We start from the raw sequence: 20,619 nt of genomic DNA on the forward strand, positions 1-20,619 counted from the left end.
CGGCGAAGCGACCGCCGCCTCGGGCATGCATCAGGGGCAGGGCTCAGAAGCTGCAGAACAGCGCGCCGTTCACCGGGATGTTCGCCCCGTTGATGTAGCCGGACTGCTCCTCCGCGAGGAAGGCCACCACCCGCGCGATCTCCTCCGCCTCGGCCATCCGCCCGGTCGGGATCTGGGCAACGATGGACTCGCGCACCTTCTCCGGGATGGCCGCGGTCATGGACGTGCGCACGTACCCCGGGGAGACGGTGTTCACCGACACGCCCTTGGGCGCACTCTCCTTCGCCAGCGCCATGGTGAAGCCGTGGATACCGGCCTTGGCCGCGGAATAATTGGTCTGGCCGAACTGCCCCGCCGCACCGTTGACCGAGGAGATGTTGACGATCCGCCCGTAGCCGCGGTCGCGCATAGCGCCGACGAACTGGCGGGTGACGTTGAACACGCTGTTGAGGTCCACCGTGATCACCGCCTGCCAGTTGTCCGGGTCCATCTTGTGCAGGAACGCGTCCCGGGTGATGCCGGCGGCGTTGACGAGGACGTCGACGTTGCCGAACTCCTGCTCGACGTGGTTCGCCATCTCTACGCAGGCCTCGAAATCCGAGACGTCGCAGGCGACCCAGTCCACCTCGTAACCCGCCTCGCGCAGTTCGGCCTGCCACTCGCGGATGTTCTCGCGCTCGGGGTCGACGCAGGTGCTCACCACCCGGTGGCCGGAGCGCACCAGGTGCTTGCAGATCTCGGTACCGATACCGCCGTTGCCGCCGGTCACCAGGGCCAGACGTTCGCTCATGCCGGCTACCTCTTGAATCTATGGATCGGAATGGACGCGCACGCACAACGCGGATTGTGCGGCGCACAATACCGGGCAAGCGTAGGACCGCCCCGGGGATGTGTCAACCGGATTCCGGGCCCGCCCGTGCCGCCACGGAGCGGGAGAGGGGAGACCGCCCGGCGCAGGAGCACCGGGCCGGTAATGCGGAATGCGGCGGCCGGCTCAGTCGTCCTTGTTGCCGCCGCCGGAGCTGGAGCCGCCGCCCTTCTTGTCGCTGCCGCCGCCGGAGCCGGAGGAGGAGCCGCGGCGGGCGCCGCCGTCGCTGAAGCCGCTCATCGCCTGCCACATCGCGAGGTTGCGCTCGGTGATCTGGCTGAGCATCTCCATCGGGTCGCCGCCCATGAGGCTGCGGGTGCGCTCGTGGAACAGGCGCTGCTGCTCCTCCCACATCTCCATGCTCTTCTCCAGGTAGCTGGTGAGCATGTTCTGCATGTTCCCGCCGTAGGAGCGGATGATCTGGGCGAGCAGGTCGCTGGAGAAGATGGGCTCGCCGCCCTCCTCCTCCTCGCTGATGATCTGCAGAAGGATGCTGCGGGTCAGATCCGCCTTGGTCTTGGCGTCCACCACCTCGAAGTCCACGCCGTCGAGCACGAGGCGCTTGACGTCGGCGAGGGTGATGTAGCTGCTGATCGCCGTGTCATAGAGCCGGCGATTCGGGTATTTCTTGATCACTCGGGTCTCGGACATGGGTGCTCTTGCCTGGCCGTTGGGTGATGAGGGCGCCGCCCGGGGGCGGACGGCGCGTGGCGGTTTCTATCGCTCCACGGCCAGGGCGACGCCCTGTCCGCCGCCGATGCACAGCGTCGCCAGTCCCTTGTGCACGTCCCGGCGCTTCATCTCATGGAGGAGCGTGACGAGGATACGGGCGCCGGAGGCCCCGATGGGATGACCGAGGGCGATGGCACCACCGTTGACGTTGACACGCTCCATGTCCCATTCGAGCTCGCGGCTGACCGCGAGCGCCTGGGCGGCGAAGGCCTCGTTCGCCTCGATAAGGTCCAGGTCCCCAATGGACCAGCCCGCCCGCTCGAGACAGCGCCGGGTCGCCGGCACCGGGCCGGAGCCCATGTAGGCCGGATCCACGCCGGCGTTGGCATAGGCACGGATCCGCGCCAGCGGCTCCAGGCCGAGCGCCTCCGCCTGGCTCGCGGACATCATCAGCACCATGGCGGCGCCGTCGTTGATCCCGGAGGCGTTGCCGGCGGTGACGCTGCCATCGCCCTTGAACGCCGGGCGCAGCTTACCGAGCCCCTCCGCGGTGCAGCCGTGCTTGATGAACTCGTCTTCGTCGAAGCGGATCGGATCGCCCTTGCGCTGGGGGATCTCGATGGGAATGATCTCGTCGGCAAAGCGCCCGGCCTTCTGTGCGGCCTCGGCGCGCTGCTGCGAGGTCGCGGCCAACTGGTCCTGCTCCTCGCGGGAGATGCCGTACTTCTCCGCCAGGTTCTCCGCGGTGACGCCCATGTGGTACTGGTTGAAGGCGTCCCAGAGGCCGTCCTTGATCATGGTGTCCTCGAGCTTCCAGTCGCCCATGCGCTGACCGGTGCGGGACTTCGGCAGGGCGTGCGGTGCGGTGCTCATGCTCTCCTGGCCGCCGGCGACGATGGTGCGCGCATCGCCCAGCCGGATCGCCTGGCTGGCGAGATGGGTCGCCTTGAGGCCGCTACCGCAGACCTTGTTGATGGTCATGGACGGGCAGCTTACCGGCAGACCGGCGTTGAGCGCCGTCTGGCGCGCCGGGTTCTGACCGGCGGCGGCAGCCAGGACCTGGCCGAGGATCACCTCGTCGATCTGCTCGCCGTCCACGCCGGCGCGCTGGAGCAGACCGCGAAGCACCTGGGTGCCGAGATCCACTGCCGAGAGCTGCGAGAGGGCCCCGCCGAAATTGCCGATGGCGCTGCGTCCGGCGGCGACGATGACCGTATCTTCCATTACTGCCTCCCTGACCCGTCTGTGTTGAGCCCTTTGAGTAGCTGTCGATCATAACAGCCGTGCGCGCGCGATGCCGCCCCGCACAAAAACGCCGCGACCAGCGGGCGGAAACCTCCGGCCGTGCGTGTCCCGGCCGGACTCCGCAGGGACAGGCGGCTTACCGCGGGGCGGAGACGAGGCCGAGGAAGGCGGCTGCCTTGGCCCCCGTTTCGTCGAACTCCCCCGCCTCGGTGGAATCCGCGACCACGCCCCCGCCGGCGCGGTATTCCACCCGGCCGCCGGCCGCAACGGCGGTACGGATGGCGATGCTGGTGTCCATCGCGCCATCGTCACCGAGGTAACCGACCGCACCGCAGTACACACCCCGCCGGGTCGGCTCCAGCTCGTCGATGATCTGCATCGCCCGGTGCTTCGGGGCCCCGGTGATCGAGCCGCCGGGCAGACAGGCCGCCACCAGGTCCAGGGCGTCGCGTCCGGCGGGCAGCCGCCCGGTCACCACGCTGACCAGGTGCTGCACCGTGGCGAAGCGCTCGACGTCGAACAAACGCGGCACGCGCACGCTGCCCGTCTCGCACACCCGACCGAGGTCGTTGCGCAGCAGATCCACGATCATCAGGTTCTCCGCCCGGTCCTTGGGCGAGCCGCGCAGGTCCGCGGCGAGGGCAGCATCGCGCCGCGGCTCCGGGTCCCGGGGCCGGGTACCTTTGATCGGCCGGGTCTCGACGGCACCGTCGCGCAGGTGCAGGAACCGCTCCGGCGAGATGCTGAGCACCGACCGCCCCGGCAGGTCGAGATACGCGCCGTACCCACCGGGGCTCGCCTCACGCAGGGCCAGCCACAGGCCCAGGGGATCGCCCTCCAGCGGCGCCTCGAACCGGCGCGCCAGGTTCACCTGGTAGCAGTCCCCGGCGTGGAGGTAATGCTGCACCCGGGTGAAGGCCGCGGCGTAGGCCTCGCGGTCCAGGTCCGCGAGCGCCGGGCCGAACCGCCAGGGGCGAGCCGGGGGCGTCGCCGCCATTGCCGCCTCCAGCGCGTGCGCCAGCGGCGCATCCACCGCCGGACCGGCGAGCCACGCCCGGCACCGGTGGTGGTCGATCACCACCGCCCAGTCGTAGCGCCCGAATTCGGCCTCCACGGTACCGGCGGAGGCGTCCGCGAGCCCCATCAGCCGGCGCCCGAGGTCGTAGCCGAAATAGCCGATGAGTCCGCCGGCGAACGGCGGCGGCCCCGCCGGTGCCCGGTCCAGCCCGGCCCGCAGCCCGTCCGGGAAAAGGCCGGCGTCCTCCCATGCCCCGCCCCCGGTGCCGCGGCGCTGGACGACACCGTCGACCACCCGGAACCAGGCCCGCGGCGCGGCGGCAATGATGTCGTAGCGGGTACCGGCGACACCGCCGCTGTCGAGCCACACGGCACCGGGCCAGTGTGCGGCGATGGCGGAAAAGGATTTCCCCGGATCGCGAGGATACGCTAGCGTATGGTTCATGGTCGGGCTTCTCGGAGAGGCTCCGTTGGTCCGGCGTGAAACGACCGCCGCAAAGAACGACAATCGTACCAGCCCCGCGAAGAGGGCCAATGCGGGAGAGCGGCGGGGGATGGCACAATCGCGGCACCGGCGCACCGGGTGCCGGCCGCCGTGCAGGAGGAGAGCGCTGCCATGACCGACTCCAACCGCGCCGGGACCCAGCCCTGGCTCGATGCCTATGGCCCCGGTGTCAGCGGCGAGTACCAGCCGCTGCCGGATACCGACCTCGCCGCCCTCGTGCGCCGGGCGGCGCGGGAGCACAGCTCGGCCCCGGCGTTCACGGTCTGCCTGGAGAACGGCATGACCGCGAGCCTGAGCTTCACGGAGGTGGACCGTGCCTCCGACGCCTTCGCCGCCTGGCTGCGCGACGAGGCGGGGATCACCCCCGGCGAACGGGTCGCGCTGCAGGCCCCCAACAACCTCGCCTTCCCGGTGTGCGCGTTCGGCACATTCAAGGCCGGCGCGGTACTGGTGAACGTCAATCCGCTCTACACCGCCCACGAGATGAACCACCAGCTCCGCGACGCGGGGGCCCGGGTACTGGTGATCATCGACATGTTCGCCGACAAGCTCCCGGAGGCGCTCCGGGACACGGACGTCTCCCGGGTCGTGACCCTGAGCATCGCCTCGTTCTTCCCCTGGCTGAAGTCGCGGCTGATCCGGGGGATGCTGCGCTACATCCGCCGCGAGATCCCGGCCATGCCCATGGCCGTGACGCCGCTGGAGCAGGCCATCGCCGAGGGCGAACGCGGGGCCGACGCCCTGCGCGCCGCCCCGCCCCGGCGCGGGAGCGATGACACGGCCGTGCTGCAGTACACCGGCGGGACCACCGGCGTCGCCAAGGGCGCGGAGCTCACCCATGGCAACCTCATGGCCAATGTCGCCCAGACCCTGACCATCGCCGGGCCGGTGCTGCGCCCCGGTAAGGACATCGTGCTCACCGCGCTGCCGATGTACCACATCTTCGCGTTCACCTTTAACATGCTGACCTTCTTCACCACGGGCTGCCGCAACATCCTCTGCCCGTCGCCCCGGCCACCGGCGAAGCTGCGCCGGGCGTTCGAGCAGTTCGCGGTGACCAAGTTCTCGGCGGTGAACGCGCTGTTCCAGGGCCTGCTGCGCGAGCCCTGGTTCCGCGAGAACCCGCCCCGCTCCATCGACCTCTCGGTATCCGGGGGCACGGCGCTGCACACCCACGTCGCCGAGGAATGGGAACGGCTCGTGGGCAGCCCGATCTGCGAGGGCTACGGCCTGTCGGAGACCTCCCCGGTGGTGGCGGTGAACCCGCCGGCCGGCGAGGTCCGGCTGGGGACCATCGGGATCCCCATGCCCGGCACGGAGGTGCGCCTGGTGGACGAGGACGACGAGGACGTGCCCCTCGGCGTGCCCGGGGAGCTGGTGGTCCGCGGGCCCCAGGTGATGCGCGGCTACTGGCAGCGCCCTGAGGAGACCGCAACGGCCATGCGCGGCGGCTGGTTCCACACCGGCGACGTCGCCCGCATGGACGAACGGGGCTACTTCTCCATCGTCGACCGCAAGAAGGACATGATCGACGTCAGCGGGTTCAACGTGTATCCGAACGAGGTCGAGGACGTCCTCGGCGCCCACCCGGACATCGACGAGGTGGCCGTGGTGGGCGTGCGCGACGACGAGGGCGACGAGCACGTCCACGCCTTCGTGGTGAGCGGCAATCCGTCGCTCGGCGAGGCGGAGGTGCGCCAGTGGGCCCGCCGGGAGCTTACCGGCTACAAGGTGCCGGAGCGGGTGTTCTTCCGCGACGAGCTGCCGAAATCGCCGGTGGGCAAGATCCTGCGCAAGGACCTGAGAAAGCCCGGGGAATGAGCCCGGGCCTCAGCCCATGAGCAGCGACTGGATCTCGCCGATCTCGTCGTGGGCCTCTTCGAGCAGGGTCTCGCCGGTGTCGCTCGCGATACTGGCCAGCCCCAGGCGCTCGTAGACCGGTACCGTCTCCAGCGCGGGGAGCTCGCTGTCCGGCCCGCCGCCGCCCAGGCACTCGAGCTGCGCGGCGATGACCAGATCGGCGTAGTCCGCCCCGCCCTCCGACTCCCGCGACCATTCCTCCGCGAGCAGGGCCACGTCCACCATCTCGTCGGAGAAGTTCCAGCGCCGCAGGATCATCGCCCCGAGATCGTCGCGGTGGGCCGCGATGGCCTGCTCCAGGGCCCCGGGATTGGCGGACAGCCCGGGGTACTCCGAGGCATGGGCGAGCATGGGGACCACGCCGATGTCGTGGATGAGCCCGGCGAGCAGGGCCCGGTCCGAATCGAAGCCGGACAGCCGTCGCGCCATCACCGCGCAGGTGGCCGCCACCAGCGCGCTGTGCTGCCAGAGCTCGAGCATGCGCTCGTTCAGCAGGGTGTTCTTCGACTTGAAGACCTCGCGCATGGTCACCGCGGTGACCAGTTCGCGGACGTTGCGCAGCCCCAGCCGCACCACCGCCTGGTTGAGGCTGTCCACGGTGCGCTCGCCGCGGTAGAGCGCCGAGTTGGCGGCCTGCAGGACCCGCGCAGCGACCGCCGGGTCCGCCTGGATGATACGCGTGACCTCCGGCGCGCCGGCCCGCTCGTCGGCGATCGCCGAGCGCACGCGTACGGCGACGTCCGGCATCGTCGGCAGGTCCAGCCGATCCTGGAGCAGGTCGGCGATGAGCGCGCTGTAGAGCTCGTCGGACTCGTCCGCCGCGCCGATCTCGTCGACCTCGTAATCGCTCGCCGGCCCCGGACCGATCTCGTCGAGCAGCGCCCGGATCCGCCCCGTGGGCACACGGATGAGCTTAACCGCGGTACGTGCCAGGGCATTGCACGTGTGCACGTCGTCCATGCCGATGGGCTCCGCCGCCACGCCGGCATCGCCCAGCCCGACCACGCTGTGCACCGGCTCGCCGGGACCGGTGGCCAGCACCACCTCGCCGGAGAGCACATACCGCGTCCACGCGTCCCTGTCGCCGCGCTGGAAGATCACCGAGCGCGGCTCGTGGCGCTCGACCTCGGCCTCCGCGACCAGTGCCTCGAGACGCTCGCGGTCCAGCCCCTGCAGCGGCGAGACCCCTTCGAGCCAGTCAACCAATACCTCTTCGCTCATAGCCCCCGATTTCCCGAACGTCCTTTCCCCCGGCCGCGGGGAACCACTCCCCGCGGTGCCCGGTACCCGGTCATGGTAATCTATCGGGATCGTCGTGCGGGCGAACGCTCGCGCGCACCAGAGCCGATGTCCATGACAGTGCACCGACGGGGAGGATCATGGCAGGACACAGCAAGTGGGCCAACATCCAGCACCGCAAGAAGGCCCAGGACGCCAAGCGCGGCAAGCTCTTCACCAAGGCCATTCGCGAGATCAGCGTCGCTACCCGCATGGGCGGTCCCGACCCGGAGACCAACCCGCGGCTGCGCCTGGCGATGGACCGCGCGCTCGCGGTGAACATGCCCAAGGACAACATCGAGCGCGCGATCAAGAAGGCCTCTGGCGATGACGACAACGCCAACTACGAGGAGCCGCGCTTCGAGGGCTACGGCCCCGGCGGCGTCGCGATCATGGTCGACTGCATGACCGACAACCGCAACCGCACCGTCAGCGAGGTCCGCCACGCCTTCTCCAAGCATGGCGGCAACCTCGGCACCGACGGCTGCGTCGCGTTCCTGTTCACCCAGCGTGGCGTGCTGCTGTTCCCGCCGGACAGCGACGAGGAGCGCATCATGGAGGTGGCGCTGGAAGCGGGCGCGGACGACATCATCACCAACGAGGACGGCTCCATCGAGGTACTCACCGCCCCCGAGAACTACCACGCCACCAAGGAGGCGCTGCTCGCCGCCGACCTGGAGCCGGCGGACTCGGAGGTGACCATGCGCCCGGAGACCACCGTCGAGGTGGGCGACGAGGACGGGCGCAAGACGCTGCGGCTGATCGAGCGCCTCGAGGACCTCGACGACACGCAGAACGTCTACACCAACGCGGACATCCAGCCCTCCGCCTACGAGGAAGACTGACACCGTCATGGGCGAGCGCGCGGCGGCAACGGCGGTGCGGCTGCCGGCATGAGCGGTGACGGGGTATGCCGCGTGCTCGGCATCGACCCGGGCTCGCGGGTGACCGGCTTTGGCATCATCGACAGCCACGACCGCGGCCTCGTGTACGTGGCCAGCGGCGTGATCCGCGTCGAGGGCCACGCCTTCCCGGTGCGGCTGCGCGCGATCTTCGAGCAGCTCGGCGAGGTCGTGGAACGCTACCAGCCGGCGCAGACGGCCATCGAGCAGGTGTTCGTGCGCAACAACCCGGACTCCGCGCTCAAGCTCGGCCAGGCCCGCGGCGCGGCGATCTGCGCCTGCGTGGGCCGCGGCCTGCCGCTCGCCGAGTACACGGCATCCATGGTCAAGCAGGCCGTCACCGGTAACGGCGGCGCCGGCAAGGAACAGGTACAGTACATGGTGCGTACGCTGCTGGGGCTGCAGGGCCGGCTGCGCGAGGACGCCTCCGACGCCCTCGGCGTCGCGCTCTGCCACATCCACCGCGACCGCCTTGCCGGGCGGCTCGCCGGACGGGGACGCACGGCATGATCGCACGGCTGCGCGGCAAACTGGTCGAGAAACAGCCGCCGGTGCTGGTGGTGGACGTCCAGGGCGTGGGCTACGAGATCGAGGCACCGATGTCGGTGTTCTACGAGCTACCCGAGATCGGTGGCGAGGTGACCCTGCGCACCCACCTGGCGGTGCGCGAGGACGCCCAGGTGCTCTTCGGCTTCCTCAGCGAGGCCGAGCGCCGACTCTTCCGGGCGCTCATCCGTGTCTCCGGGGTCGGCCCCAAGCTCGCCCTCGCCCTGCTCTCCGGCATGCGCGCGGAGGACTTCGTGCGCTGCGTGGAGGCCCGCGACACCGCGACCCTCACGCGGCTGCCCGGGGTGGGCAAGAAGACCGCGGAGCGCCTGGTCATGGAGATGGCCGACCGCATCGGCGAGTTCGGCGGCGCCGCGGCGGTCACCCCCGCCCCCACCGGAGGCGGCGCCGGAACGGGCGCGGACGACGCCAGCGGCGAGGCGCTGAGCGCGCTGGTCGCCCTGGGCTACAAGCCCGCCGAGGCGCAGCGGCTGCTCGCCGACATCGACACCAGCGCCCACAGCAGCGAGACCCTCATCCGCGAGGCCCTGCGCCGCGCCGTGCGCTGACCGGAGGTGACACCATGATCGAAGCCGACCGCGTCGTCAGCTCCACCGCCCTGCCCGAAGACGAGGCCGTCGACCGCGCCATCCGGCCGCGCCGGCTGAGCGACTATGCCGGCCAGCCCCGGGTCCGCGAGCAGATGGAGATCTTCATCTCCGCGGCACGCGGGCGCGACGAGTCGCTGGATCACACCCTGATCTTCGGCCCGCCGGGCCTCGGCAAGACCACGCTCGCCAACATCATCGCCCACGAGCTCGGCGTGAACCTGCGCCAGACCTCCGGCCCGGTACTCGACAAGCCCGGCGATCTCGCCGCGCTGCTGACCAACCTGGAGCCCGGCGACGTGCTCTTCGTCGACGAGATCCACCGCCTCGCACCGGTGGTCGAGGAGGTCCTCTATCCGGCGATGGAGGACTTCAAGATCGACATCCTCATCGGCGAGGGCCCGGCGGCGCGTTCCATCAAGCTCGACCTGCCGCCGTTCACCCTGGTCGGCGCCACCACCCGCGCCGGGCTGCTGACCTCGCCGCTGCGCGATCGCTTCGGCATCGTCCAGCGCCTGGAGTACTACAGCGTCGAGGATCTCGCCGAGATCACGCGCCGCTCCGCCGGTCTGCTGACCCTGGACATCGACACCGGCGGCGCCGAGGAAATCGCCCGCCGCGCCCGCGGCACGCCGCGCATCGCCAACCGTCTGCTGCGCCGCGTGCGCGACTACGCCGAGGTCCGCGCCAACGGCCACATCTCCGCCGAGGTGGCCCGCGCGGCCATGGACCTGCTGGAGGTGGACACCAACGGCTTCGACATCCAGGACCGGCGGCTGCTGCGCGCCATCATCGAGAAGTTCGACGGCGGCCCGGTGGGTGTGGACAACCTCGCCGCCGCCATCGGCGAGGAGCGCGGCACCATCGAGGACGTGATCGAGCCCTACCTGATCCAGCAGGGCTACCTCCAGCGCACCCCGCGCGGACGCATGGCCACCCGCAGCGCCTGGAGCCACTGCGGCTTCGCGCCACCCCCGCGCGGCGAGCTGCCCGGGGATCTGTTCGCCGACGAGTGACCGCCGTGCGTCCCCGCTCGCTACTCTCGCTCATCCTCCTCGGCTTCGGCTTCGTGATCGTGCCGCTGTTCGTGGCCCTGGGCTACGCCGGCGTGTACGTCGACCGCCTCTCCGAGCAGGCGCACACCACGGTCTACAACGCGGCCCGCGCGATCCAGCTCTCCAGCAACCTGGACGACAGCCTCACCGCGCTGGAGCGCGCCGCGCGCCAGCACCTGGTACTGGACGACGAGGGCCTGCTGGAGGTCTACCGTAACGCCCACCAGCAGTTCCGCGACAACTTCAACGAGCTGCGCCGCTTCGCCACCACCACCACGCAGCGGCGGCTGCTGAGCGTACTCGACGAGCGCGAGCAGACCCTGTTCGACACGCTCACCGCCGAGAGCGCACCGGCCGGGCTCACCCAGGAGGTCGTGACCGACCGCTTCATCGCCATGAACCAGCTCGCCGAGGCGGTCAGCACGCGCAGCAACGACGTCATCGACCAGGAGGTCCGGCGCATGCAGTCGCTGGGGGCCACCGCCCAGCGCTGGCTGTTCTGGATGGGCGCCGCACTGCTGCCGCTGACCCTGATCTCCGCCGGTGTGTTCACCGTGCTCATCTCCCGGCCCATCCGGGGTATCGACCAGGCCATCCGCCGGCTCGGTGCCGCCCGCTTCGACGAACCGATCACCGTCTCCGGCCCCCAGGACCTCCAGGCCCTGGGCGCACGACTGGACTGGCTGCGCAACCGGCTCATCGAGCTGGAGAACGAGAAGACACGCTTCCTGCGGCACGTCTCCCACGAACTCAAGACGCCGCTGACCGCGATCCGCGAGTCCAGCCAGCTCCTCAGCGAGGAAGTGGTCGGCCCGCTCAACGACGAGCAGCGCGAGATCGCCACGATCCTCGACGACAGCGGCCGCCAGCTCCAGGGCCTCATCGAGGATCTCCTCGACTTCTCGCGCACCCAGTCCCAGCTCCCCCAGCTCCGCCTCGGGCAGGTCGACCTCGGCGAGATCGCCGCCGACGTGCTCGGTCGCCACCGCGCGGCGATCCGCGCCCGTGAGCTCCACCTCGACTTCCGGGAGACGGCGGTACCGATGCGCGGCGATGCGGAAAAACTGCGCACGATCGTGGACAACCTCCTCTCCAATGCGATCAAGTTCTCGCCCACCGGGGGCCGCGTTCGGGTTACCATCGAACCGGACAATGAGTGGGTGACGCTGGCCGTCGAGGATGACGGCCCGGGGGTGCCGGAAAGCGAACGAAAGCGCATCTTCGAGGCTTTCTACCAGGGAGGTAACCAGCCGGAAGGTTACGTCAAGGGCACGGGCCTCGGCCTGTCGATCACCCGGGAATACGCCCTCGCGCACGGCGGTCGCATCGGGATCGGCGATGCCGGCGATGACGCCGGCGGCCGGTTCAGCGTGATCCTGCCGTTGCGCGGCCCTGCCCCGCAGCACGCGAGGACCGCGCTGGCGGCAGCGGGCAAGGAGTGATCGACGCATGAAACGCATGATGGCCGTCCTCGCGCTTACGGCCACCGCCCTCGCGGGCTGTCAGAATCTGCACCGGAAGGCACCACCGCCGCAGCAGCAGCTGCCGGACACCGAACCGGGACCCGTGGCCATGGCCCTCCAGGCCGTGCGCGGCAGCCAGGGCCTGTCCGGTGACGAACTGCGCGAGCGCATGACACACCAGCTGGCGGAGCGCACGGACGGGCGTTGCGACGCCGCCGAGCTCAGTGCCGGCATACTCGCCCTGCGTCTGCCCGGCAATGCGGAACCGCCGGCCATCGACGGGCTTTTCGACGACTGCCTGGACGCGGCCGCCACCGCGGATACGCCCGCCGGCGTGCTCGCGGCGGTCATCGCCGACGGGCTGTACTGGCGCGGCGAGGCCGCGGCCGGCCACGCCGGCAACAAGGGGCTGAAGACGGCGATCCAGGAGCTGCGCGCGGAGAACGCCCAGCTGCGCGATCAGCTCGAAGGCCTGAAGGCCATCGAGGAAAGCCTCCAGCAACGCGAACAACAGCGGAACGGGACCCAGTAACCATGACCACGGCCTACCGCATCCTCGTGGTGGACGACGACCCGGGCGTGCTCCGCCTGCTCTCCATCCGCCTGCGCTCGCGCGGCTACGAGGTCACCACCGCCGCGAGCGGCGAGGAGGCGCTGGCGCACATCACCGCCGTGCGCCCGCACCTGGTGATCACCGACCTGCGCATGGACGGCATGGACGGCATGACGCTGTTCCAGCGCCTCCACGACCAGCACCCGAGCCTGCCGGTGATCATCCTCACCGCGCACGGCACCATTCCCGAGGCGGTACGGGCCACCAAGAGCGGCGTGTTCAGCTTCATCACCAAACCGTTCGAGGCCCCGTACCTGCTCCAGCAGGTGGAGAGCGCCCTGCGGCTGTCCGGCGCGATCCCCGCCGAGGACGACGAGGACGCGGCCTCCCAGGCCTGGCGTGCCGAGATCATCACCCGCAGCGCGGCAATGGAGGAGATCCTCCAGCGCGCCCGGCTGATCGCCCCCAGCGAGGCGAGCGTGTTCATCCAGGGGGACAGCGGCACCGGCAAGGAGGTGCTCGCGCGGGCGATCCACCGGGCCAGCCGCCGTGCGGACGGGCCGTTCGTGCCCGTCAACTGCGGCGCCATCCCGGAACAGCGCCTGGAGGCCGAGCTCTTCGGCACCGCCGACGGCCAGACCGGCCTGTTCCGCACCGCCGACGGCGGCACGCTGTTCTTCGACGAGATCGGTGACATGCCCGCCGCGCTGCAGGTCAAGCTCCTGCGCGTACTCCAGGAGCAGCAGATCCACCCGTCGGGGTCGAACACCCCGGTGCCGGTGGACGTGCGCATCGTCTCCGCCACCCACCGCGACCTTGAGCAGGCCATGGCGGACGGGGAATTCCGCGAGGACCTCTACTACCGGCTCAACGTCGTGTCCCTGCACCTGCCGTCCCTCTCCGAGCGCCGCGAGGACATCCCCCTGCTCGCCAACCACTTCCTCCGGGAGCTGGCGACGAAGTACGACAAGGACCTCCGCAGCCTCGCCCAGCCGGCCCTGGAACGGCTGGTCAGCGCCCCCTGGCCGGGCAACATCCGCCAGCTCTACAACGTCATCGAGCAGGTCGCCATCCTCTCCACCGCATCGATCGTCTCCGACGACCTCGTGCGCAAGGCCCTGCGCGACGACACCCCCGGCCTGCCGGCCTTCGCCGACGCCCGCCGGGACTTCGAGCGGGACTACCTGGTCAAGCTGCTGCAGATCACCCAGGGCAACGTCACCCAGGCCGCCCGGCTTGCAAAGCGCAACCGCACCGAGTTCTACAAGCTGCTCAATCGCCATGAGCTCAACCCGGGGATGTTCAAGCCCCAGCGCTGACCCCCGCCCCCGGTGGTGTCGCGGCGAAACGACGCCGGATGCCACCGGGGCCGGGAATCCCCGCCCCGGCTGGGACCCGGCGCGGTGTCGTTACTTCACGACAGACACCGAGAACTCAAAAAAATCACTCTAAAAACAGCCTTTTAAAAATACGCCCGTGCCCTTCTGAAACGCCTGCCCGGCCCCCGATTAGACGCGCCGGAATGCGGTGGTAGTCTTGCACCCATGGCAAGACACGGCGCCGCGCAAGCGGCACGACGCCAAACGGTTCACGCGCCTGCAGGCTTCTTTAGCCCCGTCACCCCCTCATTCCGGTCTGCAGGTGCTTTTTTCTTCCTGAACGCCCCCGGGAACCCGGGGGCGCTTCCCCCGGTCCACCGCCTGTAGCCATGGCCGTCATGCAGCCGCTTGCCGCGCCGAGGCAGGATAGCTACATTGGCGCTCCATTCGCCGCGCGCAACCGTCCCCGCAGCGGGGCCGGCAGCGCACGGCGCGGCCACGGTGCCGGGGGGCACCGAATCGCCGGCACGGGCAGCCGGGCCATCGTCCACAGATCGTCGCGAGCGGAGACCATCCATGTCGGTTGACATGACGTTCAGCCACCTCGTGCTCCAGGCGAGCTTCGTTGTTCAGCTGGTAATGCTGACGCTGCTCGCCGCATCGGTGGCTTCCTGGGTACTGATCTTCCGCAAGCGCCGGGCCCTGCGCCAGGCGCACGCCGGCGCCGAGGCCTTCGAGGAGCGCTTCTGGTCCGGCGGCAACCTCGCCGAGATCTACGCCCAGATGCAGACCCCGCACCACGAAGCCGGCGGCATGGAACGCATCTTCCGGGCCGGCTTCCGGGAATTCTCGCGCATGCGCAAGCAGGGCGCGGCCGGCGACCCGACCATCGAGGCCGCCCACCGGGCCATGCGCGTGGCGTTGTCCCGGGAGACGGACGACCTCGAATCCTACGTCCCCTTCCTCGCCACGGTGGGGTCGACCAGTCCCTACGTGGGCCTGTTCGGCACGGTCTGGGGCATCATGAACGCCTTCATGGCCCTCGGGCAGATGCAGCAGGCGACGCTGACCACCGTCGCCCCGGGCATCGCCGAGGCGCTGATCGCGACCGCCATGGGGCTGTTCGCCGCGATCCCGGCGGTGGTGGCGTACAACCGCTATGCCAGCCGCATCGAGCGCATGCTCAACCGCTACGAGATCTTCGTGGAGGAGTTCACCAGCATCCTCCAGCGCCACGTCCAGGCCCAGCACACAGCGGGCGGCGCGCGCAGCGCCGCGGACTGATCAGGAGCCGCCACCTTGCGTAGCACGCTCCCTCCGCCCCGACAGCGCATCCGGCGCCGGCCGATGGCCGAGATCAACGTCGTGCCCTACATCGACGTGATGCTGGTACTGCTGGTGATCTTCATGGTCACCGCGCCGCTACTCTACCAGGGCGTGGAGATCGACCTGCCCCAGCAGAGCGCCGAGGCAATGCCGCAGCAGGACCAGGAGCCGGTGATCATCGAGGTCGACAGCGAGGGCCAGACCTACCTCAACGTCGGCGAGACCCCGGACGAGCCCGTCTCCGCGAAGGCGCTGATCACGACGATCACCGCCGTGCGCCGCCAGCGCCCGGACGTCCCGGTACTCGTGCGCGGTGACAAGAACGTCAGCTACGGCCGGGTCATCGAGGTGATGGCGCGGCTCAAGCAGGCCGGCGTCCCCCAGGTGGGACTCATGACCGAGCCGCCGGCCGGGGAGCGCTGATGCGGGGTGGCCTCGCCGGTGACATCGCCCTCGCCGTCAGCGTCCACGTGGCCGCCCTGGTCGCGCTGGGCCTGAGCTTCTCCGCGGCACCGCCGGTGCGCAGCGAGCCGGACACCCGTGCCATCCAGACCGTGACCGTGGACGAGTCGCGGGTCAAGGCCGCAATGGAGCGCATCGCCGAGCAGAAACAGCAGGCCGAGGAGAAACGCCAGGCCGAGCTGGAGCGCATCGAGCGCGAGCGCAAGGCGGAGGAACAGCGCCTCGCCGAGGCCAGGGCCGAGCGCGAGGCCGAGGCGGAGCGGCAACGCAAGCTCGAGGAACAGCGCAAGGCGGAGGCGGAACGCCAGCGCAAGCTCGAGGAACAACGCAAGGCCGAAGAGAAGCGCCTCGCCGAGGCCAAGGCCGAACGCGAGGCCGAGGCGGAGCGCAAACGCAAGCTCGAGGAGCAGCGCAAGGCGGAGGCGGAACGCCAGCGCAAGCTCGAGGAACAGCGCAAGGCCGAGGAGAAGCGCCTCGCCGAGGCCAAGGCCGAACGCGAGGCCGAGGCGGAGCGCAAACGCAAACTCGAGGAGCAGCGTAAGGCGGAGGCGGAGCGCCAGCGCAAGCTCGAGGAAAAACGCAAGGCCGAACAGGCCGAGCGCGAGGCGGCGCTCGAGGAGCAGCTCGCCGAGGAACGCGCCGCCCGGGCCGCGGATCAGGCCGTCGCCAGCCTCTCGGGGGTATGGAACAACCAGATCAGCGGCAACTGGACCCGGCCGCCCACCGTTCCGGACGGGCTGACCTGCGTGATCCGCATCCGCGTCGCCCCCAACGGACTGATCCGCGGCGCGGAACTGGTGGAGTCCAGCGGCAACCAGGCCTTCGACGAGTCCGCGCTGCGCGCGGTCCGCAAGACCGCGGAGCTGCGCATGCCGAACGACGAGGCGGTCGCGAAGCGGCTCAGCCCGATTGATCTGCACTTCAGCCCACAGGGCTAGCAGTGTTCACACGGCACGGGTGATGATGGATCACCGCCGGCAGTAGTTACGGGACCAATCGCCATGAAACGACTGCAACGCCTGTTGCTCGCCGTGATCCTCGGCTTCGCCGCAACCCAGGCACAGGCCCAGATCACCGTGGACATCACCGGCGGCGCGCTGGGCGCGCTGCCCATCGCGGTCGTGCCCTTCGAGGGCGGGGACGCCGCGCCGGAGGATATCGCCGGCATCGTCCGCGAGGACCTCACGCGCACCGGCCTGTTCGAGGCCGTGCCCCGGGAGGATTTCCTCGCCCGGCCCGCGCGCATGGAGGACGTCAACTTCCGCAACTGGCGGGTGATCGGCGCCGACAATCTCCTCGTGGGCTCGGTAGAGCGCAATGGCGGACAGTACCAGGTCCGCTTCGAGCTGCTCGACGTCTACGCCGGCTCACGCATGGTCGGCAAGCGCTACACCGCCTCCGGCAGCGACCTGCGCCGCCTCGCCCATACCATCGCCAACGAGGTCTTCCGGGCGCTCATCGGCCGCGGCGGCGGCTTCAACAGCCGCCTCGCCTACGTCCGCGCCGCCGGCGCCGGCGATGCCCGGCAGTTCCGGCTCGTCGTCGCCCAGGCGGACGGTCACCACCCGCAGACCATCGTCACCTCCAGTGAGCCCCTGCTCTCGCCGGCCTGGGGCCCGAAGGGCGAGCGTATCGCCTACGTCTCCTTCGAGGCCGGCCGCTCCGAGATCGTCGTCCAGAACGTCGGCACCGGTCAGCGCCGCACCGTCGCACAGTTCAAGGGCATCAACGGGGCCCCGGCGTGGTCGCCGGATGGCTCACGCCTCGCTGTGACCCTCTCCCGGGGCGGCAACCCGGACATCTACATCCTCGACATCGACAGCGGCGAGACCCGGCAGTTCACGAGCCACTGGGCCATCGACACCGAGCCGGTCTGGGCACCGGACGGCAAGTCCGTGCTCTTCACCTCCGACCGCGCCGGCGGGCCGCAGATCTTCCGCAAGGGCGTGCGCGGCGGCGACGCCGAGCGCCTGACCTGGGACGGCGACTACAACGCCTCCGCCGACATCTCCCCGGACGGCCGGCTGCTCACCATGGTCCACCGCCGCAACGGCCAGTTCCGCATCGCCGTGAAAAACCTGGAGACGGACACCACCCGCGTGCTCAGCCAGGGACCACTGGACGAGAGCCCGACGTTCGCACCCAACGGCGTGATGATCGCCTACACCCGCACCCACGGCGGCACGCCGACGATCGCCACCATCTCCGTCCACGGCCGGGCGGAGGCGAACCTGATCCAGGGCAACGGGGACGTGCGCGAACCCGCCTGGTCGCCCGAATAACCCGCAACCGACTATCCGATAACCGGAGGATCCCATGAAGCATCCCATCCGCTGGCTCAGTATCATCGTCATCGCGCTCGCCCTCAGCGGCTGTGCCACCACCGACCAGGGCGGCGGTGCGGCAGCAGGGGGTCAGGAAGGCCAGACCGCCGGCGCCCAGGGCAGCGAGACGGCCGGGACCGGCAGCAGCGGCGACATGGAAGGCAGCGGCGTCGAGGCCTCCGGCGCCCAGGGCTCCGGGGGCTTCACCAGCGCCGACCTGGAAGACCCGTCCAGCCCGCTGTCCGAGCGCGTGTTCTACTTCCCGTTCGACAGCTCCCAGATCGCCCCCGAGGACGTTGAGACCCTCACCAAGCACGCCCAGTACCTCTCCACCCATCCGGAGGTAAGCGTGAACATCGAGGGCCACACCGACGAGCGCGGCAGCCGTGAATACAACCTCGCCCTCGGCGAGCGCCGTGCCCAGGCCGTCGCCGACGTCCTCACCCTCAACGGCGCCGCGGGTGATCAGCTCTCCGTGGTGAGTTATGGTGAGGAAAAGCCGGCCGCGACGGGCCACGACGAGGAGGCGTGGTCGCAGAACCGCCGGGTGGAACTCGTCTACGAGCGCTAGCCCATGATGCACACCAATACCCTCAAACGCGGGCTGCCCGCGCTGCTGGCGGCGGCGGTACTCGCCGCCGCCGCAGCGCCGGCGGCGGCACAGCAGTCCAACGGCCAGAGCCTGGAGCAGCGCGTCACCACCCTGGAGCGGCGCCTCGACAGCGGCGCCCTGACCCGCATGCTCAACCAGTTCTCCTCGCTGCAGCAGGAAGTCCAGCGCCTCAACGGCCGGGTCAGCGAGCTGGAGCGGCGGGTCGACGAGCTCTCCGAGCGCCAGCGCAAGATCTACCAGGACATCGACAGCCGCCTCGTCGCACTGGAGAACGGCCAGGGCGGTGGCGGCAACGGTGGCAGCGCCTCAGGGAGCAGCGCCTCGGGCGGCACCGGCGGTGGCGACTCGTCCGCTGCCGATACCGGTTCGGACACGGACTCCGGCACCGGGACGGACAGCCCCCCCAACACCGGCCAGAGCGGCGGGGACAGCGGCATGTCCGCCGCCGGCAGCTCGCCGTCGGGCGGCGGCACTACGGGTAGCGAAGACGCGGGCGCGGCGCGCAACGCCTACCAGTCCGCGTTCGAGACCCTCAGCGCCGGGCGCTACGACGAGGCCCGCCAGGCGTTCACCCGCTTCCTGCAACAGCACCCGGACAGCACGTACGCCGACAACGCGCGTTACTGGCTGGGCGAGACCCACTACGTGCAGCGGGAATTCGACGAGGCACTCGAGCAGTTCCAGCGCGTACTCGACGACTACACCGACAGCGCCAAGCGCCCAGACGCCCTGCTCAAGATCGGCTACATCCGCTACGAGCGCGGCCAGCTCGGCGAGGCACGCGAGACCCTGCGCCGCGTCGTGGAAAACTACCCGGACTCCTCCGCGGCCAACCTCGCGCGCCAGCGGCTGAACCAGATCGACGGCTGACCGCCCGTCGATGCGGCGGCCGGGATTGTCCGGCCGCCGCGGATCCGCTAATATCCCGCGTCTCCGGGCCCTTAGCTCAGCTGGTAGAGCATCGGACTTTTAATCCGCTGGTCGCTGGTTCGAATCCAGCAGGGCCCACCAATATATTCAGATACTTAGACGACGCCCGCAGCCCTCACAGCGGGCTTAGACCCCTTAAGGTGTCAACCAACTGTCAACGCCAGTGACAGCGCCTGACCCGATATCCTCGGGACCGTGACCATCCATCGAACTTGACCCGAAGCCCAGGCAATGGGGGACAACCTACGTGTGGACAGCCCCTGACGGGGCCGTGTGCACAGGCTGATGAATAACATGATGGACGGCATAGCCGACCACAAGTTATTCACGAGCCTGCGACGTCCCCCCGAGATTGAGTAGCACGGCGATCTGGAGTCCAATCACTGGAAGTCAGGAGATTGGGCATGAAGAAGCGCTACAGCGAAGAGCAGATCATCGGTTTCCTGAAGGAAGCCGAGGCCGGCGTGCCGGTCAAGGAGCTGTGTCGGCGGCACGGTTTCTCCGAGGCGAGCTACTACCTCTGGCGTAGCAAGTTCGGCGGCATGGACGTCTCGGACGCCAAGCGGTTGAAGGCGTTGGAGGCGGAGAACGCCCGACTGAAGCGGCTGCTGGCCGAGTCGATGCTGGAGAACGAGGTCACCCGGGAGGCGCTGCGAAAAAAGTGGTGAGCGCCCCGGCGAGGCGCGAGCTGGTGCGTCAGATGAAAGGCCGCGGGTTGAGCGAGCGTCGCGCGCTGGCGGTGATCGGCATGAGTGCGAGCGCGCTGCGCTATCGGCCGGCGGCCGATCGCAACGGGGCGTTGCGGGAAGAGATCCTGCGCCTGGCGCACCGTCATCGACGCTACGGCGCGGCGATGATCTACCTGAAGCTGCGCCAGCAGGGCTGGACGGTCAACCACAAGCGAGTTGAGCGGTTGTACGCCGCGGAGGGGCTTCAGGTGCGGCGTCGAAAGCGCAAGAAGGTGCCGTTGGCGGATCGTCAGCCGCTGGTGCGTCCGGGCGCCGCCAATGAGGTCTGGTCGCTGGACTTCGTCTTCGACCGTGTCGCTGACGGGCGGGCGATCAAGTGCCTGG

General features: G+C 69.8%; 19 protein-coding genes, 1 tRNA gene and 1 pseudogene. 16 read left to right on the forward strand and 5 right to left on the reverse strand.

Annotated elements, in window-relative coordinates:
• Window positions 1-43: 43 nt before the first annotated feature.
• From phbB to pabB, 4 genes are all read right to left on the reverse strand, one after another.
• Window positions 44-790, reverse strand: a complete 747-nt coding sequence (phbB, locus tag C516_RS0115590; RefSeq protein ID WP_018719347.1) for an acetoacetyl-CoA reductase — start codon at window positions 788-790, stop codon at window positions 44-46.
• Window positions 791-994: 204 nt separating this feature from the next.
• Entirely contained in the window at window positions 995-1,519 is a 525-nt protein-coding gene (phaR, locus tag C516_RS0115595; RefSeq protein ID WP_018719348.1) for a polyhydroxyalkanoate synthesis repressor PhaR, read from the reverse strand.
• A gap of 66 nt (window positions 1,520-1,585) precedes the next feature.
• Window positions 1,586-2,764, reverse strand: coding sequence for an acetyl-CoA C-acetyltransferase (locus C516_RS0115600; protein ID WP_018719349.1), 1,179 nt, complete (start codon window positions 2,762-2,764; stop codon window positions 1,586-1,588).
• A 157-nt stretch (window positions 2,765-2,921) separates the two neighbouring features.
• On the reverse strand, window positions 2,922-4,247 hold the full coding sequence (gene pabB, locus C516_RS0115605; protein WP_018719350.1) for an aminodeoxychorismate synthase component I: 1,326 nt from the start codon (window positions 4,245-4,247) through the stop codon (window positions 2,922-2,924).
• A gap of 171 nt (window positions 4,248-4,418) precedes the next feature.
• On the opposite strand from pabB, the gene C516_RS0115610 reads away from it, so the two are divergent.
• The gene (locus C516_RS0115610; protein ID WP_018719351.1) at window positions 4,419-6,128 is read left to right on the forward strand and encodes a long-chain-fatty-acid--CoA ligase; all 1,710 of its coding nucleotides are present in this window, start codon (window positions 4,419-4,421) and stop codon (window positions 6,126-6,128) included.
• A 9-nt stretch (window positions 6,129-6,137) separates the two neighbouring features.
• On the opposite strand, the gene C516_RS0115615 is transcribed toward C516_RS0115610, so the two are convergent.
• The gene (locus tag C516_RS0115615; RefSeq protein WP_018719352.1) at window positions 6,138-7,388 is read right to left on the reverse strand and encodes an HDOD domain-containing protein; all 1,251 of its coding nucleotides are present in this window, start codon (window positions 7,386-7,388) and stop codon (window positions 6,138-6,140) included.
• A 158-nt stretch (window positions 7,389-7,546) separates the two neighbouring features.
• Here C516_RS0115615 and C516_RS0115620 point away from each other — a divergent pair, with 158 nt between their 5' ends.
• The 15 genes and pseudogenes from C516_RS0115620 to C516_RS21210 all read left to right on the forward strand — a co-directional run.
• Window positions 7,547-8,290 (forward strand): YebC/PmpR family DNA-binding transcriptional regulator, encoded by a 744-nt coding sequence (locus tag C516_RS0115620; RefSeq protein ID WP_018719353.1) that lies wholly within the window; start codon window positions 7,547-7,549, stop codon window positions 8,288-8,290.
• 48 nt (window positions 8,291-8,338) lie between these two features.
• Window positions 8,339-8,857, forward strand: a complete 519-nt coding sequence (gene ruvC, locus C516_RS0115625) for a crossover junction endodeoxyribonuclease RuvC (RefSeq protein ID WP_018719354.1) — start codon at window positions 8,339-8,341, stop codon at window positions 8,855-8,857.
• The gene (gene ruvA / locus C516_RS0115630; protein ID WP_018719355.1) at window positions 8,854-9,462 is read left to right on the forward strand and encodes a Holliday junction branch migration protein RuvA; all 609 of its coding nucleotides are present in this window, start codon (window positions 8,854-8,856) and stop codon (window positions 9,460-9,462) included. Before ruvC ends, ruvA begins: the two co-directional genes overlap by 4 nt.
• 14 nt (window positions 9,463-9,476) lie before the next feature.
• Entirely contained in the window at window positions 9,477-10,517 is a 1,041-nt protein-coding gene (ruvB, locus tag C516_RS0115635) for a Holliday junction branch migration DNA helicase RuvB (protein WP_018719356.1), read from the forward strand.
• A gap of 5 nt (window positions 10,518-10,522) precedes the next feature.
• Window positions 10,523-11,998 carry a HAMP domain-containing sensor histidine kinase gene (locus C516_RS0115640; RefSeq protein WP_245558794.1) on the forward strand — a complete coding sequence of 492 codons (1,476 nt, stop codon included), beginning with the start codon at window positions 10,523-10,525 and terminating at the stop codon, window positions 11,996-11,998.
• 7 nt (window positions 11,999-12,005) lie between these two features.
• Entirely contained in the window at window positions 12,006-12,551 is a 546-nt protein-coding gene (locus C516_RS0115645) for a hypothetical protein (protein WP_018719358.1), read from the forward strand.
• Window positions 12,552-12,553: 2 nt separating this feature from the next.
• Window positions 12,554-13,891 carry a sigma 54-interacting transcriptional regulator gene (locus C516_RS0115650; RefSeq protein WP_018719359.1) on the forward strand — a complete coding sequence of 446 codons (1,338 nt, stop codon included), beginning with the start codon at window positions 12,554-12,556 and terminating at the stop codon, window positions 13,889-13,891.
• A gap of 576 nt (window positions 13,892-14,467) precedes the next feature.
• The gene (gene tolQ / locus C516_RS0115655; protein ID WP_018719360.1) at window positions 14,468-15,175 is read left to right on the forward strand and encodes a protein TolQ; all 708 of its coding nucleotides are present in this window, start codon (window positions 14,468-14,470) and stop codon (window positions 15,173-15,175) included.
• Between the two features lie 63 nt (window positions 15,176-15,238).
• On the forward strand, window positions 15,239-15,640 hold the full coding sequence (tolR, locus tag C516_RS0115660) for a protein TolR (protein ID WP_018719361.1): 402 nt from the start codon (window positions 15,239-15,241) through the stop codon (window positions 15,638-15,640).
• Window positions 15,640-16,617, forward strand: a complete 978-nt coding sequence (gene tolA, locus C516_RS19800; RefSeq protein WP_018719362.1) for a cell envelope integrity protein TolA — start codon at window positions 15,640-15,642, stop codon at window positions 16,615-16,617. Before tolR ends, tolA begins: the two co-directional genes overlap by 1 nt.
• Window positions 16,618-16,680: 63 nt before the next feature.
• Entirely contained in the window at window positions 16,681-17,961 is a 1,281-nt protein-coding gene (gene tolB, locus C516_RS0115670) for a Tol-Pal system beta propeller repeat protein TolB (protein ID WP_018719363.1), read from the forward strand.
• 34 nt (window positions 17,962-17,995) lie between these two features.
• Complete coding sequence (pal, locus tag C516_RS0115675; protein ID WP_018719364.1) at window positions 17,996-18,574, forward strand: peptidoglycan-associated lipoprotein Pal; 579 nt, start codon at window positions 17,996-17,998, stop codon at window positions 18,572-18,574.
• A gap of 3 nt (window positions 18,575-18,577) precedes the next feature.
• Window positions 18,578-19,486, forward strand: a complete 909-nt coding sequence (gene ybgF, locus C516_RS20630; RefSeq protein WP_018719365.1) for a tol-pal system protein YbgF — start codon at window positions 18,578-18,580, stop codon at window positions 19,484-19,486.
• Between the two features lie 65 nt (window positions 19,487-19,551).
• Window positions 19,552-19,627: transfer RNA gene (locus C516_RS0115685), tRNA-Lys, on the forward strand.
• Window positions 19,628-19,950: 323 nt separating this feature from the next.
• Window positions 19,951-20,619, forward strand: a pseudogene (locus tag C516_RS21210) (transposase); the annotation flags it as partial.

This window comes from Arhodomonas aquaeolei DSM 8974, assembly GCF_000374645.1.
Taxonomy (GTDB): Bacteria; Pseudomonadota; Gammaproteobacteria; order Nitrococcales; family Nitrococcaceae; genus Arhodomonas; species Arhodomonas aquaeolei.